Below are 17558 nucleotides of genomic sequence, written 5' to 3' on the forward strand. Positions count from 1 at the left end.
CGTCTAATGCAGCGGACGATGCCGGCGGCCTATTTCATCGAACAGCGCACGGCTGGGTTCGAGCGCGAGCAGCCAGGATTCGTCGTAGCCGCTCAGATTGTCGAGCGCCTCGCGCAGCCGCTCGATCGCCACGGCAGGGATCTCGACGCTGGCTTCGACGCCGCTCGACAATCCCGCGATGCTTGCCAACTGTACCAGCGCGTCGGCGGCCTCGGCCACGTCGGCGGCGAAAACCAGGTGTGTGTTCAGGAGTTCCACCAGACCGGGCGACGCCGCAATGTCGTCCACGTTGAGCTGCACGGCCAGAAAAGTGGCTTTGTTCATCCTCAACTCCCTTGCAGAATTCAGACGTTTTTGCGTACGGCGGGCCGTGGCAGCAAGACTGAGTATAGGGCAGGGCTCAAAGGATTCAATAATCACACGAATGGGCCGCGCGGCCCGACGCCAGCGAGCAGGCGAGCCGCCGCACCTATAATGAGGCCAGCCATACATGACTCGCGCTGGCATGAGCGGCCCGCCATGCCCCGTGGGCCGTGACTGGCGACGTTGTCTTTCCTCCACGGCCTGGTGACCATGAAGATCATTCGCAGCAGGGATTTCACCGCGACGCGCGCCTGGGGCGCGCTCGATATCGCCAACATGGGCGGCATTACGACGCGCCTGCATTGGACCGATCAGCCCTATAAGTGGCATGTCAACGATGGCGAGGAAGTGTTTGCCGTGCTCGATGGCCGCGTCGAGATGCGTTATCGCGAAGGCGGTGTCGAACAGTCGGCCGTTCTCGAAACGGGCGACGTGTTTTACGCTGCGGTGGGCACCGAACATGTGGCCCATCCGCTCGGCGCGGCGCGCATTCTGGTGGTGGAGGCAGAGGGCAGCGTCTGAACGTTGGCGGAAGGCCGATGCCATGTGGGGCGGTCGTCGCCGCGCACGGCGGCATAATGGTTAACCGCTGCCGGGCCTTCGAGACGGGCGGCATGGCAAATGCTTGGCCATCGATTGAATCCGATTGATTGAACGAAGAGTCGAGGAAAATCACATGACAAGACCATGGCAATTAACGGGGATCCGGTGGCTCACAGCGGCCGCGCTCGGCGTGATGTTCAGCGGCTGCACGACCATGCCGTGGGAGAGCACGCCGTTTTACAGCAGCACGCCGTCACGTCCGACCACGCTCAGCACGGTTCCCGTTCCTGCCGGTTTCTACCGGGTCAATCCGGGCGACACGATCGGCGGCATTGCATCGGCCTACGGTCGCAAACCCCAGGAAATCGCCGCGTGGAATGGCCTCGCGGTCAACGCCGCGGTTACTCCAGGGCAAGTATTGCGGGTGTCTCCGCCGATGGCCTCGGGCAGCGTGGTGACGCCGCCGGTCGCCGTCGGGCCGAATGGTTCACCCGCGGCGCCCGGCGCCCCGACGGCGTCCGCCGGACCGCAGCAAGGCGTGTTGCAATGGCCGCTGCGTGGACCGGTGCTGAAAGCCTTCGCGCCGGGCAAGTCGAACGGCATCGTGATCGGCGGAAGACCGGGCGATCCGGTCAAGGCTGCCGCCACCGGCCGCGTCGTCTATGCGGGCTCGGGTATCGAGGCGTATGGCCCGCTCATCATCATCAAACACGACGATTCGCTGATCACCGCGTATGGGCAGAACAGCACGCTGCTGGTGAAGGAGGGCGACGCGGTCGCGCAAGGGCAGACCATCGGCGAAGTCGGGGTGGACAGCCGCGGCGTGGCGTCGATCCAGTTCGAGGTCCGTCAGAACGGCCAGCCGGTCGATCCGCTCGCGTGGCTGCCGAAGTCGGGTGGGTGACGCATCTTTTTAGCGCGATTTCGGCGCTGCGCGAATTGAATATACTGTGTGGCTAAACTGCCTGCGGCAGGTTCGCTGCGTCGATAGCGGCGCAGCGGCGGCGACCGGCCGCCGCAGGCGGTCATTCATGGACGCACAGGGACACACAATGATCGATTTGCGCAGCGATACCGTAACCCGTCCGACTCCCGCCATGCTCGCGGCCATGTCGGCCGCTGAAGTCGGCGACGACGTCTGGGGCGACGACCCCACCGTGCTGCGTCTGCAGGCCACGGTTGCCGAGCGCGCCGGCAAGGAGGCGGGCCTGTTCTTTCCGAGCGGCACGCAAAGCAATCTGGCCGCCTTGATGGCGCATTGCGCGCGCGGCGACGAATACATCGTCGGCCAACTCGCGCATACCTATAAGTACGAAGGCGGCGGCGCGGCAGTGCTCGGCAGCATCCAGCCGCAGCCGCTCGAGAATGCCGCGGACGGTTCGATCCCGCTAGAGAAGATCGCCGCCGCGATCAAGCCCATCGACAATCACTTCGCACGCACGCGGCTGCTGGCGTTGGAAAACACCATCGGCGGCAAGGTGCTGCCGCCCGCTTATGTGGACGAGGCAGTGCATCTGGCGCGTCAGCGCGGCCTGTCGGCTCACCTCGACGGCGCGCGCGTCTACAACGCGGCCGTTGCTTCGGGCAAGCCGGTCGCCGCATTGTGCGAGCCGTTCGATTCGATCTCGATCTGTTTTTCGAAGGGACTGGGTGCGCCGGTCGGCTCAGTGCTGGTGGGCAGCCAGGCGCTGATCGACGTGGCGCAGCGCTGGCGCAAGGTGCTGGGCGGCGGCATGCGTCAGGCCGGCATCCTGGCGGCGGCTTGCCTGTACGCGCTGGATCACAATGTGGCGCGTCTCGCCGACGACCACGCACACGCCGCGCATCTGGCAGCGGGTCTGGAAGGCATCGAGCATGTCAAGGTGCAGTCGGTCGCCACCAACATGGTGTTCGCGCAGTTTCCGCAGCAGCATTGCGCGCCGCTCGAAGCGTGGCTCAAGGAGCGCGGTATTCTCACGCAGATGCTGTACGCGTCGCGATTCGTGACGCATAAGGATGTGACGCGTGGGGATATCGATACGTTTATTGCCGCGGTGAAAGCGTATTTCGCGGCACGCTGAGTGTTTGGCACGGTCGCGCGCGGTTAGGCGCGGTTAGGTAAAGCCGCAGGAATCAGCCAGAACAAAGCGGACGCACTGAATTGCACCCCAGCGCGCCCGTTTTTTCATTTCATCGACGCTTTCGCATGCCCGCCCGACCGATGCGACGGCACGAGCAGGCGCAACCCGCTCGCCAGGCTTGCCGCGCCGGCAAAGAAAGCGCCGCTGCCGAGCGCCAGCGTCGGCCCATGCCGGCCGGCAATCCCGAAGCTCAACGCGACCAGCGCCGCGCCGGTGGTCTGCCCAAGCAGCCGCGCGGTCGCGACAATGCCGCTCGCGCCGCCGCTGCGTTCGGGCGGTGCGCTCGCCATCAATGCTTTCAGATTCGGCGACTGGAAGAAGCCGAAGCCCGCGCCGCAAACCGCCATGCGGATGCCGATGTCGAGAACATGCGGATGAACCGGCAGCAGCGCCAGCGACGCCATGCCCGCCGACAGCACCGCGAGGCCGATCGCGCCGAGCAAGCCCGGCGGATAGCGATCGGACAGGCTGCCCGCCAGCGGCGCGGCCAGCGCGACCACCACCGGCCATGGCGTCATCAGAAAGCCGGTTTCGACCTGACTGCGATGCAGTACACCCTCGAAGTAAAACGGCAGCGAGACGAACGCCAGCCCTTGCGCGGCGAACGAGCATACGGCCGTCACCGCCGACAGGGCGAACACCGGCCGCCTGAACAGATCGACCGGCAGCATCGGCGCCGGGTGGCCGGTTTCGCGGCGAATCAGCAGGAGCCCGAACACCACCGCGATCGCCGCCGCGCTCAGCACCAGTTGTGTCGAAGCACGCTGGGCCGCCTCGCCGAGCGCGAAGATCAACGCAGCGAAAGTAACGACGTTCAGAAGCGCCGCGACCGGATCGAAGTTGTGCTTGCCGCGCTCGGTGTGCGGCAACGCCGGCCATGCGAAACCCAGCGCCAGCAGGCCGAGCGGCACGTTGACCGCGAACAGCCACGGCCATGCCGCGACCGACAGAATCAGTGACGCCACCGTCGGCCCGACCGCGAACGATACGCCGACGACCAGCGCGTTGGTGCCGAGGCCGCGTCCGAGCCGGTGGGGCGGATACAGGTAGCGGATCAACGCGGTATTCACGCTCATGATCGCGCTCGCACCGAGCCCTTGCATGATGCGGGCGGCAGCGAGCAGCGGCAGCGTCGACGCCAGCGAACACGCCAGCGACGCCAGCGTGAAGAGCGCAATCCCGCTGATGCAGATCCGCCGATGCCCGACGATATCGCCGAGCGCGGCGAGCGGCAGCAGAGTCGCGACCATCGCGAGCTGATATGCGTTGATGATCCACACCGACGCCGCGGGCGCCGCATGCAGATCCGCGGCAATGGAGGGCAGCGCGGTATTGGCGATCGCGGTATCGAGTGTGGCGAGCGCGACGCCGAGCATGATCGCGGCCAATGCTCGGCGGTTGGCGGCGGACAGCGGGGCGTCCGCAGGGAAAGGCCGGGTGGCGGAGAGACTGGGTTTGTCGGACAAGGCGTGGCTCGTCGGGTTAAGCATGCCGACGCACCGCACGAGTCGAGGAGCGCGGCGCGGGAGCGGCAGGGTTGTGTGGCGTGAGGCGCGCACGGCCTGAGTACGGCTTTCGAGGCTTTCAGGCGGGCGCGCGGCGAATGTAGCGATTGTTACAGACACGCGGAAATCGTGCTGAGCGTGCCGGAATTTCCCGCTATCGACCGCGGGCACTCACAGGCAATTCACATGTAGCTCTGACCCGTGCGCCGGCGCAGCAAGTCGTCCCGCTTCTCGTTGTCCAGCACACGCTGCCACGTTCGAGCGGGCGTGTCGTAATTCGACGTGATCCCGTTTTGCAGCATCAGGTAGGTTTCGTGCCCCGTCGCTGGATCGATCTGCGCGCGCCATACCGGCGTGCCGCCTAACGTGCGCACCTCCAGCGTAGTGGGGCCGCTCGCTACGGCGTAGAAGCCATCCTTGAACAGCCACGCGGCGTTGTGCGCCGTAAGCCATTGGCGGGCGGCGGCGGCATTGCCCTGCGCAATGTGATCCGGATAAAACAGGAAACCGGAGCCCTGCTGCGACTTCACGCCAGGCACGCTGGTGACGAAATGCGACACGCCGTCCGGCAACGCGCTGTCCGGGTTCTGGTAGAACCGGTAAAGCTGCTCGGGACTGCCTGCCGTGGAGTTCCTGAACGTGGCGAGGGGGACCGGAGGTTCCACCTTGTTTCCGGACGAATCGCTGAACCGCCAGCTCTGCCGGGCCGTCAGTCCGGACCGCCCCTGGGGCGGCGCGACGTAGGGCGTATAGGCTACGGCGCCTTCCGTGAGCAGCTTGCGGTCCTCGACGTGAATCATGGCACCGGTCTTCGGATCATGGAAAAACACGCCGTTGAGGCTGCCGGCGCCAGGATTCGAACCGATGTATGCATTCCCGTCGCCGTCGATGCGCAGCACCTTGTTGTAATCGCTTGCCAGATGGATGCGGCCGTCGTCGCCCATGCGGAAGCGGTCTTCTCCGCCGTTGGCCGGCGACCGGTCGATGGAGGGATAGCCTGCGGCGAAGTTCAGTCGCGCCTGATTGTCGGCGCCGCCATTGGCCCAGTCCGTTCCGATGGTCACGGGGCCCCGATAGGCGAGATGATTCGCCTGGTCATTCACTCTTTGCTGTATGTCGGCATTTGCATGCTGGTAGAACCTCGCCTGCATCAGGGCGGGATTCTCGTTCGGCCGGTAGAGTGTCTTACCGTCCTGCTGGAACGGGGTGACGAACGGACGATGCTCGGCGTCGGCCCACGCCGGGTTGTCCGGCGAGAAATGCGCCAGTTGCGGTTGCGCACCGGCAGTGCGGGTCTCGTCATAGATATCCCAGCGATAGTCCGGGTTGGCGACGTACGGCCCCAGCTTGCCGTTCTCGTACTTCTGCCAGCCGCGGATCTGCGTGTAGTCGAGATGGCCCATTGCAGCCACTTCGCCGTCGCGCGGGGCACGCGCGTGCTCGCTGCCAAGACTGCCCTGTACGTCGACCATGTTGGGCGACGGAGCAACGTAATAGACGTAGCCCTTCTTCGCGGCCGTCGCATCGATACGCGCCTGCGCCGCGGCCCGTCCGGTGAACGTGCCGACGTAGCCGCCGCCGTCGGTGGCCGCCGGGTTGCCCGCCACGATGGAGTCGTGCAGGTCAAGGTTGGTATTGTGAAGCGGGGTGTCTTCGACCGAAAAGCCCTGCTGCTCCTTGAGCTGAGCGGGACTCGTCTGCGACGGCCGGAAAAGCGCGAATGGATGATCAGGCTGGTCCACGCCGGTGGCTCGCCTGAATTCGGTACGTGGTCCGCCGTCCCAGCCTGACGGGCCCGGCTGGTCGAAATCCGGAGGCGGAGGCAGTTGGCCCGGATCCGTCGGCGCGAGCACGGGGGGCCGCTCGTTGCCGAAAGCGCGAAGCGCGGCATTCTGCATCATTTCCCGGTGGGCGTCCGGCGCGACGCCGGTATAGGCGCGCCAGGTGAGCGGGTCTGCATAGTAGGTCGTCCATGCCTCGGTAACGCCGCCGAAATTCGCGTAACCATGCTCGTAGAGCGCGTTGATGGCGGTGGCGAGCGAGTCGAAGCCTTGATATCTGAACGCGCCGTGACTTGTGTCGTAAAGCTGGTATTCATCGTTCCGGTAGTCTGCCGACCGGTTGACTCGCTGGATGATGATCGCATGGTGACTTCCGTCCCCAAAGCTCAAGGTCACGTCCGTGAACGTATCCTGCGCCGTGCCCAACCCGTCGTGCGACGGAAGTGGGGTCGAAAAGTGACGTTGCAAATCGTTGACGAGAGCTCTGGGGGTTGTCAATTCATTGCGGCCCTGGCGCATTTCGTAGCCTGGCACATCACTCGGCGGCGCATCCTCGTGCGCCGTTTGCAGACGGTGAATTTCGTCGAGTGTCGACGACCGCGTTGAGGGCGCAAGAAGGCGCCGATAAACAGCGTCGGTCGCTCCCATCAAGTCGAGCGAGCGACCCTCGATGATCTTGTGCATGGCCAGCCAGGACAGACCCGCGCACTGATCATCCAGCACATCCGGCTGCCTGGCCGCCGAATCGAGGGTTTCTATATTCAGGCCATTCTCTCCTGCGGCGGAACCCGCGTAAGCCTGGTAAGTGTCCTCAAACGGATCGTGAACGGGAGGCGTCTGCCGCTTGACCCGGGCGTCGGGAGGCGTACCGCTCGCAACCAGAGGCGCTGCCGGCCGGTTGGCCGCAGCGTCTGCGCCCGGTCGGACACCGTGGGCCGACCCTTCCCTTCGGGCGACGTCCGGAGGCAATGGTGCCGCGCCGGACGGGTGCATGGTCGCGGCGGCCCGGCGCGTTTTGAAGACGAGGCTCGCAAAGGCGGATGGGGGGCGGGGCTGATGCGCGAGCGTGCTTGCGTTCTGCGTCTGGGACGTCACACCTTGAATTTGCGTCGAACCCTTCCGCTCGTCCTCTCCGGTTCGTGCGCCGCGCGATGCGCCAAATGACGGGGCTCGTGTTTGCCGGTCCGTTAGCTGGCCGTCCGGCGTCGCATTCGGGTTCGTATCGTTGAAATTCGTGGGGCGGTTACCTGCTGCCGAAATCGTCATCGCTGCACCTCTCGCTGGTTTCTCACAGGTCGCGTCGCCCTTGAGCGGAGCGGGCAACTGTGACCATGAAACCAGACACGACGGAGTGACAGGTAGTAACGGGGTAAGTCAGAAAGTCCTGATTAATGCAACTAACGGTCAAGTTCGCGCAGCGTCCACAAGCTGACCGGCACCCCGCGTACTGCACGCCCTTGCTCCACAACCGCCCGGCAGGCTAGGCGCCCTGATTTGAACACGCATCGAGCCCATCGGGTCGTTCATCCGCGCGTCACGCCGCTAAAAAATAATCGTGTTGTGTCCCATCCAATGCGCATCACGCGATTCGCAGTCGTTGGTCTTGTTTGCGCAGCCGATGCACGCGCGCAGTGCCATGTAGGCGCGGCTTGCACCGCTCGTGTGCGGAAAAACGGCGCGCCGCCCTATGCAGCCGGGCATGGCATGTGCGTGAGAAGCGCTCGCGCTCGCCGGTCTCCGGTGGTCGTAAAATGTCCTACTCTGTTTCTTAACCCGCCTGACCGGCACGCGCCTCCCGTCCGTCATCTGTGCGGTTCGCGTATGCCGCGTCGCTCATTTCCCCGGAGGCTTCGATGACAGCCGTCGATCTGGAATTCGACCAGCTCAACAGTACCGTCGACGCGCTACGGCGCTCAATTTCCAACCGCATGATGTATGGCGTCGGCAAGGACGCCGTCACCGCGCATCCGCACGACTGGCTGCACGCCGCGGCGCTCGCCGTGCGCGACCGGCTGGTCGCGCGCTGGATGAAGACCACGCGCCTGCAATACGAACAGGACGTGAAGCGCGTCTACTACCTGTCGATGGAATTCCTGATCGGCCGGACCTTTACGAACGCCTTGCTGGCGCTCGGTATCCACGACCAGATGAAGGAGGCGCTCGCGAGTCTGGGCGTCGACATGCAGATGTTGACCGATATCGAGCCGGACGCCGCGCTCGGCAACGGCGGCCTCGGCCGGCTCGCGGCCTGTTTTCTCGATTCGATGGCGACGCTCGGCATTCCGGGTTTCGGCTACGGCATCCGTTATGAATATGGCATGTTCCGTCAGCAGATCGTCAACGGCGAGCAGGTCGAAGCGCCGGACTACTGGTTGCGCGCGGGCAATCCGTGGGAGTTTCCGCGGCCAGAAGTCACGTACATGGTTCATTTCGGCGGCCGCACGGTGCAGCGTGGCGACCATGTCGAATGGATCGACACCGAGCACGTGAACGCCACCGCGTACGACACAGTCATTCCCGGCTACGACACGGACGCGACCAACACCTTGCGTCTGTGGTCGGCGCGCGCGACCGAAGAGCTCGATCTGGGCGCGTTCAATCGCGGCGACTACCGCAACGCGGTCGACACGAAAAACATGTCGGAGAACGTTTCGCGTTTGCTGTATCCGGACGACTCGACACCGGCCGGCCGCGAACTGCGTCTGCGTCAGGAATACTTTTTCGTTTCGGCGACCATGCAGGATCTGATTCGCCGCTATCAGCGCACGCACAGCACGTTCGGGCGCTTCTCCGAAAAAGTGGCGGTGCATCTGAACGATACGCACCCCGTGCTGGCGATTCCCGAGCTGATGCGTTTGCTGGTGGACGTCCACCATCTGCAGTGGGACAAGGCGTGGAAGCATGTCACGCAGATTTTTTCGTACACGAACCACACGTTGATGCCCGAAGCGCTCGAAACGTGGGACGTCGAAATGCTCGCGCGCCTGTTGCCCCGGCATCTCGAGATCATCTTCGAGATCAATGCGCAGTTCCTCAAGCTCGTTAGCGAGCAGTCGGGTCATGACGGCGAGATGATTCGCCGCATTTCGCTCGTGGACGAATACGGGCAGCGGCGCGTGCGCATGGCGTATCTGGCAATTGTGGCGAGCCAGAAGGTGAACGGCGTATCGAAGCTGCATTCGCAACTGATGACTCGCGATATCTTTGCCGACTTCGCGCGCATCTATCCGGACCGCTTCACCAATGTCACCAATGGCATCACGCCGCGCCGGTGGCTCGCCCAGGCGAGTCCGCCGCTGTCGTCGCTGATCGACCAGAAGATCGGCAAGCACTGGCGCACCAATCTGTTCGAGCTGGAGCAGTTGCGCGAACTGCGTAACGACAACGGCTTTATCGACGCTTTCCGTGATGCGAAACGGCAGAACAAGCTGCGGCTCGTGCACCGCCTCGCGCATCACACCAAACTGCATTTCGATCCCGATGCGCTGTTCGATCTGCAGGTCAAGCGCATTCACGAATACAAGCGGCAGTTGCTCAACGTGCTGCATGTGATCGTGCGCTACAACCAGATTCGCGCGAACCCCGAGCGCGACTGGGTGCCTCGCGTGGTGCTGTTCGCCGGTAAGGCCGCGTCCGCTTACCGGATGGCCAAGACCATCATCAAGCTGATCGGCGACGTGAGCGAGAAGGTCAATCACGATCCGCTGATCGGCGATCGCATGAAAGTGGTGTTCGTGCCGAACTACGGCGTAAGCGTGGCGGAGCTGATCATTCCGGCTGCGGATCTGTCGGAGCAGATTTCGATGGCCGGCACGGAAGCGTCCGGGACCGGCAACATGAAGCTCGCGCTCAACGGCGCGTTGACGATCGGCACGATGGACGGCGCAAACATCGAAATCTGCGATGCGGTGGGGCGCGAGAACATGTTCATTTTCGGCTACACGGCGGACGAAGTGGACCGCCTGCGTGCCACCGGCTACCGGCCGCGGCAGATCTACGAAGAGAATCCGGAACTGCGCATGGCGCTCGACCAGATCCGCTCGGGCTTCTTCTCGCCGGACGATCCGCTGCGTTTCGCGGATATTTTCCACACGCTGGTCGACTGGGGAGATCACTACATGGTGCTGGCCGATTTTGCCGCGTTCGCGAAGGCGCAGGACGACGTGGACGCGCGCTTCGTCGACAAGCGTGCATGGACCGAAAGCGCGATCGAGAACGTGGCGGGCATGGGGCAGTTTTCTTCGGACCGCACCATCGGCGAATATGCCCGCGACATCTGGCATGTGAATCCGCTCAATATCGAATAGCGGGCGGACTGCCTCGTTCGGGTTCTGAAGCGTAAAGGCCGCGTGACTGTGCAGCGCGGCCTTTTCCATTGCCGCGAGTTGCGGCTCTCGTTGTCGTCTTTGCGGCGGCTACTGCACGAGCTTCTCGGCCTCGAGCGCGGCCCGCAGGCCCAGCTGGCCCTGCGGGAAATCGAAGAGCACGTCGATATTCTGCATGCCCATCAGACCGATCACGATGCGGTTGGCACCTGGTTTGACCTTGACGATCGTGACTTGCGCACCTTCATAACGGTGCATCCATTTGCCCGATCCGATCGCCGCATTGTAGTTGCCCTGATTGAGTACCTTGCCGACGTCGTCGTCGCCGGTCCAGTTCGGCGCCTTGTCCATTTCGATGCGGATCATGTCGGTGCTGGCGGTGGCGAACACCAGCGGCGCGCAAAAGGTCATCTTGTCGGCCACGTTGACGCAACCTCTCGGCCATTGCGCCGTACCGTCCTGCAGCACGGTCATCGGCACCATCGTGTAGTCCTTCGTGATCGCTTTCGACGGGCTCAGCACCAGGTAAGGCTTCGCGAAGTTCGCATGCACCAGATAGCGCTGCCCGACGTTGCCGGGCAAAGCACGCAGCGGTTGCGTGCAGCATGTGTCGTCCGGTTGCGCTGCGCCGATGCCGAAGAGACCCGAAAACGCCCAGCCGAATTCGGCGGTGTAGCCGTCCATGCCCACGCAGCGCCGGGAGGTGGACTGGCAGTTGACCACGTCGACGGCCTGCGCGTCGATTTGCGCCGGCTTCGTTCCCGCGATGCTCAGCGGCAATTTTACGGTCGCGCCGGACACTTGTGCGCCGTTCGTCAAGGGCAGCGAACTCACCGGCCCGGCGTTCGGATAGTTCGTGTTGGGCAAGACTGACTTCAGTACGCGCACGCCTTGCGTACCGGTATCCAGCGCGACATACACCGGCTTGCCGTCGAGTTGGATGGGCAGTCCGAGGCGCGCCTGATCTTTGTCGCCACGATCCACTTGCAGCGGAATCAGTAGGCCGTCGTTGCCGCCGTTGATCAGCGAGGCAGCCGGCGCAGGCGGCGTGGGCGTGGGGAAGGTAACGGCGCAACCGCCTAGCGCAACGAGCGCGAGGGTGACGACGAGCGCGGCCGCGCCGAAACGGCGCCGGCTGGGACGCAAATGCCGGCGCGCGGCACCATGAGACGACAGGAACATAGATTACGCTTTGCAAAAAGGTGTTCCCTGGCGAAGTCCAGGCGTCGCGAAGCACGTCGAGGCAATCCCACCGGATTGCCGCGGCGTGGGCAGTGAAACCGCGACGCCCGCAGGTCTGCGGGAGGGAACACGCAATAACAGGAGCGGCGACTCTACATGGCCGCTCGGGTGCAATTGCAAAGATGTGTGAAGGCTTGATGCGGGTTTGCATGCGGCCGGCAGCGGGCGCGTGCGGGTTTCGTCCGCGTCAATGGTCGCGGGGACGGCGAATCACGGTCGTGTGCGCGCGGCCGAGCGTGGCGTGATCGAGTGCGGCGGTCAGCAGGCCGATCACGTCGTCGAGGGTGCGGGAAGTCACTTCCACACGAAACGTCACGCGCTCGTGTTGCTGGTCGACGGTGACGATATACAGGCGCAGATCGTCGCCGAGCGCGGCGTGCAGCGCGCGCCGTCCGTTTGCCGACGAGGTGCCGGGCACGGTGACGTCGATAATGACGAGCGGCACGACGACATGCGTGCGGCGCGCCATGCGCGGCGTGCGCGAGTTGCGCGTGACGGGGAGATCGGACGTTGCGACGGAAGTGAGCATCATGATTGCGCCGCCCGGCAGGCGGCGCGCGTTGTTGACACCCGTTCACTCTAGCGGCGCGCGTCTCAAGGACACGCAAAAGCTGCCGCGCGGCGAATCAATTTTGTGTTAACGCGTGGGGTGGCAATCCGACGCACACCATGCGGCGCGCTGCCCGGCTGACTGCGGTATCAGACCTTCGGCGCGGCGGCTGCGCCCTTCGCCTCGTTCACGGCCGCGCCGACGCGTTCGACGAAATCGCGATCGGTGCTCATCAGCGCTTCGCGCTCGCCATTTGCGGTTTGCACCATCAGACGATGGGTGATGTCCTGAGTCACCCAGGTGAGCCAGCCGACCACGGCCAGCATCGTGCCGCACACCATGCCCACCGGCGAGCGCCATATCGCGCCGACAATAGCGCCGACGAGGCCGACGAGCGAAATCGTGAGCGGCAAGACCTTGTTCTTCTGCACGGTGACGACCTGCACGCCCACGATGTCGCGCAGCGGAAAGACCTGGCCGGCAGCCGAGAGTGCGTTGCGCGTGACCGACACGCCACGATCATTGAAAGGGGTTTCCATCGGGTCCAATTCAAGCGGTAGCAAAGGGCGCAGCGTACCAGACTTCAAATGCATGAAGTTGCCGGATTTTTTGATGTCCGTCAGGCAGAGCGCGAGGGCCGTGCGCCAGGCTTCCCGCCGCCCGCGCAGAATCACGACAAAATCCGGCGAACCCAAACCGCCCGCCACGTCAGGCCAGTGCCGCGATACGCTCATCGAGCCATGCGCGCAGTGCGGCGACTTCTTCGCCGCATACGGAATGCTCCATCGCATACGCATGCCACTCGACCTTGCTGCCCTGCGCCAGCGCGAAGTCGCGAGCGGTCTCGCCGAGCTGGATCGGCAATATCTGGTCGTACTCGCCGTGAGCGGCAAAGATCGGCGTGCCGTGGTTCGCGGGCGCGAGGCGGCTCTCGATGAAGGCTCTTGAGGGCAAATAACCGGACATGACGATCAACCCGCCGAGCGTGGCCGGATGTGTGAGCCCCGCTGAGTAGGTCATCGCCCCGCCTTGCGAAAACCCCGCGAGGAATATTTTCGAGGTCGGAATGCCGCGCCCGTTCTGCCCGGCGATCAGTTGCCTCACGGTCGCGCACGACGCTTCGATGCCCGCCTCGTCGACCTGCCGTTCGATCGACTGGAACGAACGGATGTCGTACCACGCGCGCATCACGTAGCCGTTGTTCGCGGTCACGGCCATCTCCGGCGCGTTGGGAAACACGAAACGCACGGCGGGTCCGTTGCCGAGACGCAGTTCCGGAACCAGCGGCACGAAGTCGTTGGCGTCGGCGCCGAGACCATGCAGCAGGATCACGGCGAATTCAGGATTCGGTGCGGTTTCGATTTCGATGGTCTGCGGCGTACTGTTCATGGCGTGCTACTCCCTGGCGTCGGCATGGTCGGATGAGCGGGATCAGAACGAACACGATACCGCATGACGTACGAACCAGATCGGCCGCGGCGCGAGTATCGACGATACCCGCGCCGCGGCCGCCTGCCAAAGGCGTTACTGCAGACGTTGCTTCAGTTCGTTGGCCAGTTGCCGCGTGGCTGCTTTGGTCGGCGCGTCTTCGGCCAGCACGTTGAGCAAGCCGAAATCGTGAATCGTGCCGTCGTAACGGACGGTGGCCACCTCGTCGCCGGCTGCGTCGAGCTTGCGACCATACGCTTCGCCTTCGTCACGCAACACGTCGGACTCGGCAACCTGAATCAGCGCGGGCGGCAAGCCCTTCAGTTGTTCCGTCGTTGCACGGAGCGGCGACGCGTAGATCTCGTTGCGCTGCTTCGGATCTTTCGTGTAGGCGTCCCAGAACCATTTCATCATCGGCCGGGTCAGGAAGTGGCCTTCCTGGAACTGATTGTACGAACCGTCGTTGAAATTATTGTCGGTCACGGGCCACATCAATCCCTGGAAGCGGATCGCCGGGCCTTGCTTTTCTTTCGCCATCAGGCTCACCACCGCGGCCATGTTGCCGCCGACGCTGTTGCCGACCACCGCAAGGCGACTGCCGTCGACGCCGATCTCGTCGCCGTGCGCGGCCACCCACTTCGTAGCGGCATAGGCCTGGTTGATCGCGACCGGATAACGGGCTTCCGGCGAAGGCGTGTAGTTCACGAAGACCGCCACGGCGCCCGACTGAACCACCAGATCACGCACCAGACGCTCGTGAGTCGGGAAGTCGCCGAGTATCCAGCCGCCTCCGTGGAAGAACATGAAGACAGGCGGCGTCCCGCTCGCGCCGTGCGGCCGGACGATGGTCAGCGAAACGCTGACGCCGTCCTGCTCGATGGTGCGATTGGAGACGTCGATACCCGACAGATCGACTTTCACGCCGTTCTGTGCATCCACCAGAACTTGCCGTGCCTGAGCAGGCGGCAAGGTGTTGATCGCGGGGCCCTTGCCGCTGTTGAGCGCTTTCAGGAAGCCGGACGTCACACGGTCGGGCGTGGGTTGCGAAGCGGGGCTCGCTGCAAAGGCGGAGCCGAAGGCGAGGGCGGAAGCCAGCAGCACAGGGACGAACTTGATCTTCATGATGAACTCCGGGACATTCGATAAATGGGAAGAGGGTCTCGATTCAGACGAGCGTGAGCGTGACGGCGATGTTGTTGCGCGTGGCGTTCGAATACGGGCACACGATATGTGCCTTGTCGACGAGGGCCTGCGCCGCTTCCTGCGCCATGCCGGGCAGCGAGATCTTCAACTCCACTTCGATTCCGAAGCCGTTCGGAATCGCGCCGATGCCGACGCTGCCTTCCACGGAGACGTCCGCGGGGATCGCGATGCGCTCGCGCGCCGCGACGAACTTCATTGCGCCGACGAAACACGCGCTATAGCCGGCCGCGAACAGTTGCTCCGGGTTGGTGCCTTCGCCACCCGCACCGCCGAGTTGTTTCGGCGTGGTCAGCTTGAGGTCGAGGTTGCTTTCGGGCACCACAGCGCGGCCGTCACGGCCACCGGTTGCCTTGGCATGAGCGCGGTACAGCACGTTGTCGATTCGGGTCATGATCAATTCCTTACAAGTGGGTATCTACTACTAGATAGATAAAGGACGCTAAAAAATGACGCGTACTTCGCGCCGATGATTTCGAATTAAAATCTATCTACGTATAGATAGATTTGAGGGTAAAAACAAGGAGGCGGGCGACCACCTCCATGACAGCATTACGGCGCTTTCTTCCACGATGCTTCTACATCTTCCAGCCGGGCCTTCGTGCCGAACAGCCGGCTTGCCAGCACGCTGCCCTGATAAGCGGCGTACAGCGCGCGCGCAGCGGATTCGGGCTTGCCGTTCACCGCCAGCGTGTGCTCCTGCGCGCCCTGCGCGAGCACTTGCGCCAGCCATTTTTCGTTGGCTTTGAAAAACGCCTGGATCGCCTCGCGAATATTTTCCGGCAACGACGCGATGTCCGATGCCAGCATGCCGCACAGACAGATCCGGTCGCCGTCGCCCAGCGTTCGGCCGAAAAGCCTGGTGTACTTGCTGAGCTTCGTATTGGCCGGCAGTCTGGCGTCGATAGCGTACAGCGAAGCCAGCACTTCCTTGCTGTATTCGTTGACCGCTTCCAGCACCAGGTCGTCTTTTGACGGGTAATAGTAGTGGATGCTCGACGTTTTGACGCCAACCAGCTCAGACAGATCGCGGTAGCTGAAACCGTTGTAACCGCGCTGCATCATCAACGTGATGGCGTGATCGAGAATCTGCTCGCGAACTGTCGGGGTCGTTTCCATGACTGAACTTTATCTACTACTAGATAGATAGTCAAGCACTTTCTTGCATCGGGTTGCGAGGCGATACGAGGTACGTCGGGTTGATAGTGTCGCCCTAAAAGAAAAACGCCCCGCAGGGCGTTTTCCGGACTTCCGATCCAGCGGGGAACTCGCGTTCCCCGCTGCGAAAGAGACTCGCTTAGAACTTGTGACGGATACCGACGCGGAATGCCAACTGGTTGTCCGAACCCGTGCCCGACGTGTTGAAGTAGCTCGTGCTCGAACCGATCTGCGCCTGCAGATCCTGGCCCTTGTTGCGGCCCGCAGCGATCTGGTAGATACCCAGTGCATACACGTCCGTACGCTTGCTCAGCGCGTAGTCGACGCTCAGGTCCGCCTGGTTCCAGTGGCCCGTGTTCGCGTCGCTCAGGTGCATGTACGTGTAGCCCGCGGCTGCCGTCAGTGCCGGCGTGAACGCGTACTTCGCGCCCGCTTCGTACGCGGTGAACGTCGTCGAGCTGCCCGAGATCGGTTCGAAACGCGTGTTCGTGTACAACGCCCACAGCGTCGCGGCGCCGATCGAGTAACGGCCGCCGACGCCGAACGTGCGCAGATCGCGGACCGTGCCCGTCGTCACGTTGGCGAGAGCCGTCGAGAACGTCGGGGATGCCTGGCCCGGGAAACGGATATCCGTGTACGCCGCGCCAACGCCGAACGGGCCGTTCGCGTAGTTCGCGCCGAAGCTGTAAGCGCGCGACGAACCCGCCACCGGTGCAGCGGCCGGGCCGGTTGCCGGTGCGCCGCCGAATGCGCCGGCCTGGTTCGAGAAGCCGTACATTGCGCCGAAGGTCAGGCCCGCGAAATTCGCGCTGCTGAACTTGACTGCGTTGTTGATACGGCTCGACGTCAGTTGGTCCACGTCGTTGATGTGGTAAGCGTAGTTACCCGCGACGGTCTGGCCGCCGTTCGAGTAGCTGCCGCCCAGATAGTCCGTCGAAAACGAGTACTGGCGGCCGAACGTCAGCGAGCCGGCGCCGTCCTTCGACAGACCCACGAATGCCTGACGGCCGAACAGCGCGCCGCCCTGGCCCAGCGTGCCGTTGCCGCTGTTAAAGCCGTTTTCCAACACGAACAGCGCCTTCAGGCCGCCACCCAGATCTTCCGTGCCGCGCAGGCCCCAACGGCTGCCTTGTGCGACGCCGTCGTCGTACTTGAAGATGCTGTCGTGGCCCGTTGCGGTCTTCGAATTGTTCGCGTAGCTGATACCGGCGTCGATCAAGCCGTACAGCGTGACACTGCTTTGCGCGTGAGCAGCAGTGGCGAAGAGAGCGAGAGTAGCGGCAGTCAATATTTTCTTGTTCAAAACTTTCTCCGATTAAAAAGTAAGCGATCGCGCGCCAACT

General features: G+C 63.6%; 15 protein-coding genes. 4 read left to right on the top strand and 11 right to left on the bottom strand.

The window, feature by feature from the left end; translation table 11 throughout:
* Positions 1–3: 3 nt before the first annotated feature.
* Positions 4–324, bottom strand: coding sequence for a hypothetical protein (locus PDMSB3_RS24375; RefSeq protein ID WP_007176576.1), 321 nt, complete (start codon positions 322–324; stop codon positions 4–6).
* A gap of 249 nt (positions 325–573) precedes the next feature.
* On the opposite strand from PDMSB3_RS24375, the gene PDMSB3_RS24380 reads away from it, so the two are divergent.
* The 3 genes from PDMSB3_RS24380 (at position 574) to ltaE (ending at position 2966) form a co-directional block, all read left to right on the top strand.
* Positions 574–885 carry a cupin domain-containing protein gene (locus PDMSB3_RS24380; RefSeq protein WP_007176577.1) on the top strand — a complete coding sequence of 104 codons (312 nt, stop codon included), beginning with the start codon at positions 574–576 and terminating at the stop codon, positions 883–885.
* A gap of 154 nt (positions 886–1039) precedes the next feature.
* Positions 1040–1810, top strand: a complete 771-nt coding sequence (locus tag PDMSB3_RS24385) for a peptidoglycan DD-metalloendopeptidase family protein (protein ID WP_007176578.1) — start codon at positions 1040–1042, stop codon at positions 1808–1810.
* Positions 1811–1958: 148 nt separating this feature from the next.
* Positions 1959–2966 (top strand): low-specificity L-threonine aldolase, encoded by a 1008-nt coding sequence (gene ltaE / locus PDMSB3_RS24390; RefSeq protein WP_035516512.1) that lies wholly within the window; start codon positions 1959–1961, stop codon positions 2964–2966.
* A gap of 104 nt (positions 2967–3070) precedes the next feature.
* On the opposite strand, the gene PDMSB3_RS24395 is transcribed toward ltaE, so the two are convergent.
* Positions 3071–4438, bottom strand: a complete 1368-nt coding sequence (locus tag PDMSB3_RS24395) for an MFS transporter (protein WP_197740304.1) — start codon at positions 4436–4438, stop codon at positions 3071–3073.
* A 275-nt stretch (positions 4439–4713) separates the two neighbouring features.
* Entirely contained in the window at positions 4714–7035 is a 2322-nt protein-coding gene (locus tag PDMSB3_RS24400) for an enterotoxin A family protein (RefSeq protein WP_232064319.1), read from the bottom strand.
* A 1130-nt stretch (positions 7036–8165) separates the two neighbouring features.
* Between PDMSB3_RS24400 and PDMSB3_RS24405 the strand changes: the two genes are divergently transcribed.
* Positions 8166–10619 (top strand): glycogen/starch/alpha-glucan phosphorylase, encoded by a 2454-nt coding sequence (locus tag PDMSB3_RS24405; protein WP_007176582.1) that lies wholly within the window; start codon positions 8166–8168, stop codon positions 10617–10619.
* A 108-nt stretch (positions 10620–10727) separates the two neighbouring features.
* On the opposite strand, the gene PDMSB3_RS24410 is transcribed toward PDMSB3_RS24405, so the two are convergent.
* From PDMSB3_RS24410 to PDMSB3_RS24445, 8 genes are all read right to left on the bottom strand, one after another.
* Positions 10728–11819 carry a hypothetical protein gene (locus tag PDMSB3_RS24410; RefSeq protein ID WP_007176583.1) on the bottom strand — a complete coding sequence of 364 codons (1092 nt, stop codon included), beginning with the start codon at positions 11817–11819 and terminating at the stop codon, positions 10728–10730.
* A 247-nt stretch (positions 11820–12066) separates the two neighbouring features.
* Positions 12067–12411, bottom strand: coding sequence for a hypothetical protein (locus PDMSB3_RS24415; RefSeq protein WP_007176584.1), 345 nt, complete (start codon positions 12409–12411; stop codon positions 12067–12069).
* Between the two features lie 167 nt (positions 12412–12578).
* A complete protein-coding gene (locus PDMSB3_RS24420) occupies positions 12579–12968 on the bottom strand; it encodes a DUF6232 family protein (protein WP_035517100.1) in 390 nt (129 codons plus the stop codon).
* 169 nt (positions 12969–13137) lie between these two features.
* Positions 13138–13818 carry an alpha/beta hydrolase gene (locus PDMSB3_RS24425; RefSeq protein ID WP_007176586.1) on the bottom strand — a complete coding sequence of 227 codons (681 nt, stop codon included), beginning with the start codon at positions 13816–13818 and terminating at the stop codon, positions 13138–13140.
* Between the two features lie 135 nt (positions 13819–13953).
* Complete coding sequence (locus PDMSB3_RS24430; protein ID WP_007176587.1) at positions 13954–14979, bottom strand: alpha/beta hydrolase; 1026 nt, start codon at positions 14977–14979, stop codon at positions 13954–13956.
* 43 nt (positions 14980–15022) lie between these two features.
* Positions 15023–15451 carry an organic hydroperoxide resistance protein gene (locus PDMSB3_RS24435; protein ID WP_007176588.1) on the bottom strand — a complete coding sequence of 143 codons (429 nt, stop codon included), beginning with the start codon at positions 15449–15451 and terminating at the stop codon, positions 15023–15025.
* A gap of 158 nt (positions 15452–15609) precedes the next feature.
* Positions 15610–16176: a TetR/AcrR family transcriptional regulator gene (locus PDMSB3_RS24440; RefSeq protein ID WP_007176589.1), complete on the bottom strand. Its 567-nt coding sequence runs from the start codon at positions 16174–16176 to the stop codon at positions 15610–15612.
* Between the two features lie 178 nt (positions 16177–16354).
* Positions 16355–17518, bottom strand: a complete 1164-nt coding sequence (locus PDMSB3_RS24445) for a porin (protein ID WP_165188007.1) — start codon at positions 17516–17518, stop codon at positions 16355–16357.
* Between the last annotated feature and the right edge of the window lie 40 nt (positions 17519–17558).

This window comes from Paraburkholderia dioscoreae, from assembly GCF_902459535.1.
GTDB classification, from domain to species: Bacteria; Pseudomonadota; Gammaproteobacteria; order Burkholderiales; family Burkholderiaceae; genus Paraburkholderia; species Paraburkholderia dioscoreae.

Excerpts from the sequence above, each read along its gene's own strand:
- PDMSB3_RS24375 (WP_007176576.1), bottom strand. The coding sequence starts at position 324 with ATGAACAAAGCCACTTTTCTGGCCGTGCAGCTCAACGTGGACGACATT.
- PDMSB3_RS24380 (WP_007176577.1), top strand. The coding sequence starts at position 574 with ATGAAGATCATTCGCAGCAGGGATTTCACCGCGACGCGCGCCTGGGGC.
- PDMSB3_RS24385 (WP_007176578.1), top strand. The coding sequence starts at position 1,040 with ATGACAAGACCATGGCAATTAACGGGGATCCGGTGGCTCACAGCGGCC.
- ltaE (WP_035516512.1), top strand. The coding sequence starts at position 1,959 with ATGATCGATTTGCGCAGCGATACCGTAACCCGTCCGACTCCCGCCATG.
- PDMSB3_RS24405 (WP_007176582.1), top strand. The coding sequence starts at position 8,166 with ATGACAGCCGTCGATCTGGAATTCGACCAGCTCAACAGTACCGTCGAC.
- PDMSB3_RS24410 (WP_007176583.1), bottom strand. The coding sequence starts at position 11,819 with ATGTTCCTGTCGTCTCATGGTGCCGCGCGCCGGCATTTGCGTCCCAGC.
- PDMSB3_RS24415 (WP_007176584.1), bottom strand. The coding sequence starts at position 12,411 with ATGATGCTCACTTCCGTCGCAACGTCCGATCTCCCCGTCACGCGCAAC.
- PDMSB3_RS24420 (WP_035517100.1), bottom strand. The coding sequence starts at position 12,968 with ATGGAAACCCCTTTCAATGATCGTGGCGTGTCGGTCACGCGCAACGCA.
- PDMSB3_RS24425 (WP_007176586.1), bottom strand. The coding sequence starts at position 13,818 with ATGAACAGTACGCCGCAGACCATCGAAATCGAAACCGCACCGAATCCT.
- PDMSB3_RS24430 (WP_007176587.1), bottom strand. The coding sequence starts at position 14,979 with ATGAAGATCAAGTTCGTCCCTGTGCTGCTGGCTTCCGCCCTCGCCTTC.
- PDMSB3_RS24435 (WP_007176588.1), bottom strand. The coding sequence starts at position 15,451 with ATGACCCGAATCGACAACGTGCTGTACCGCGCTCATGCCAAGGCAACC.
- PDMSB3_RS24440 (WP_007176589.1), bottom strand. The coding sequence starts at position 16,176 with ATGGAAACGACCCCGACAGTTCGCGAGCAGATTCTCGATCACGCCATC.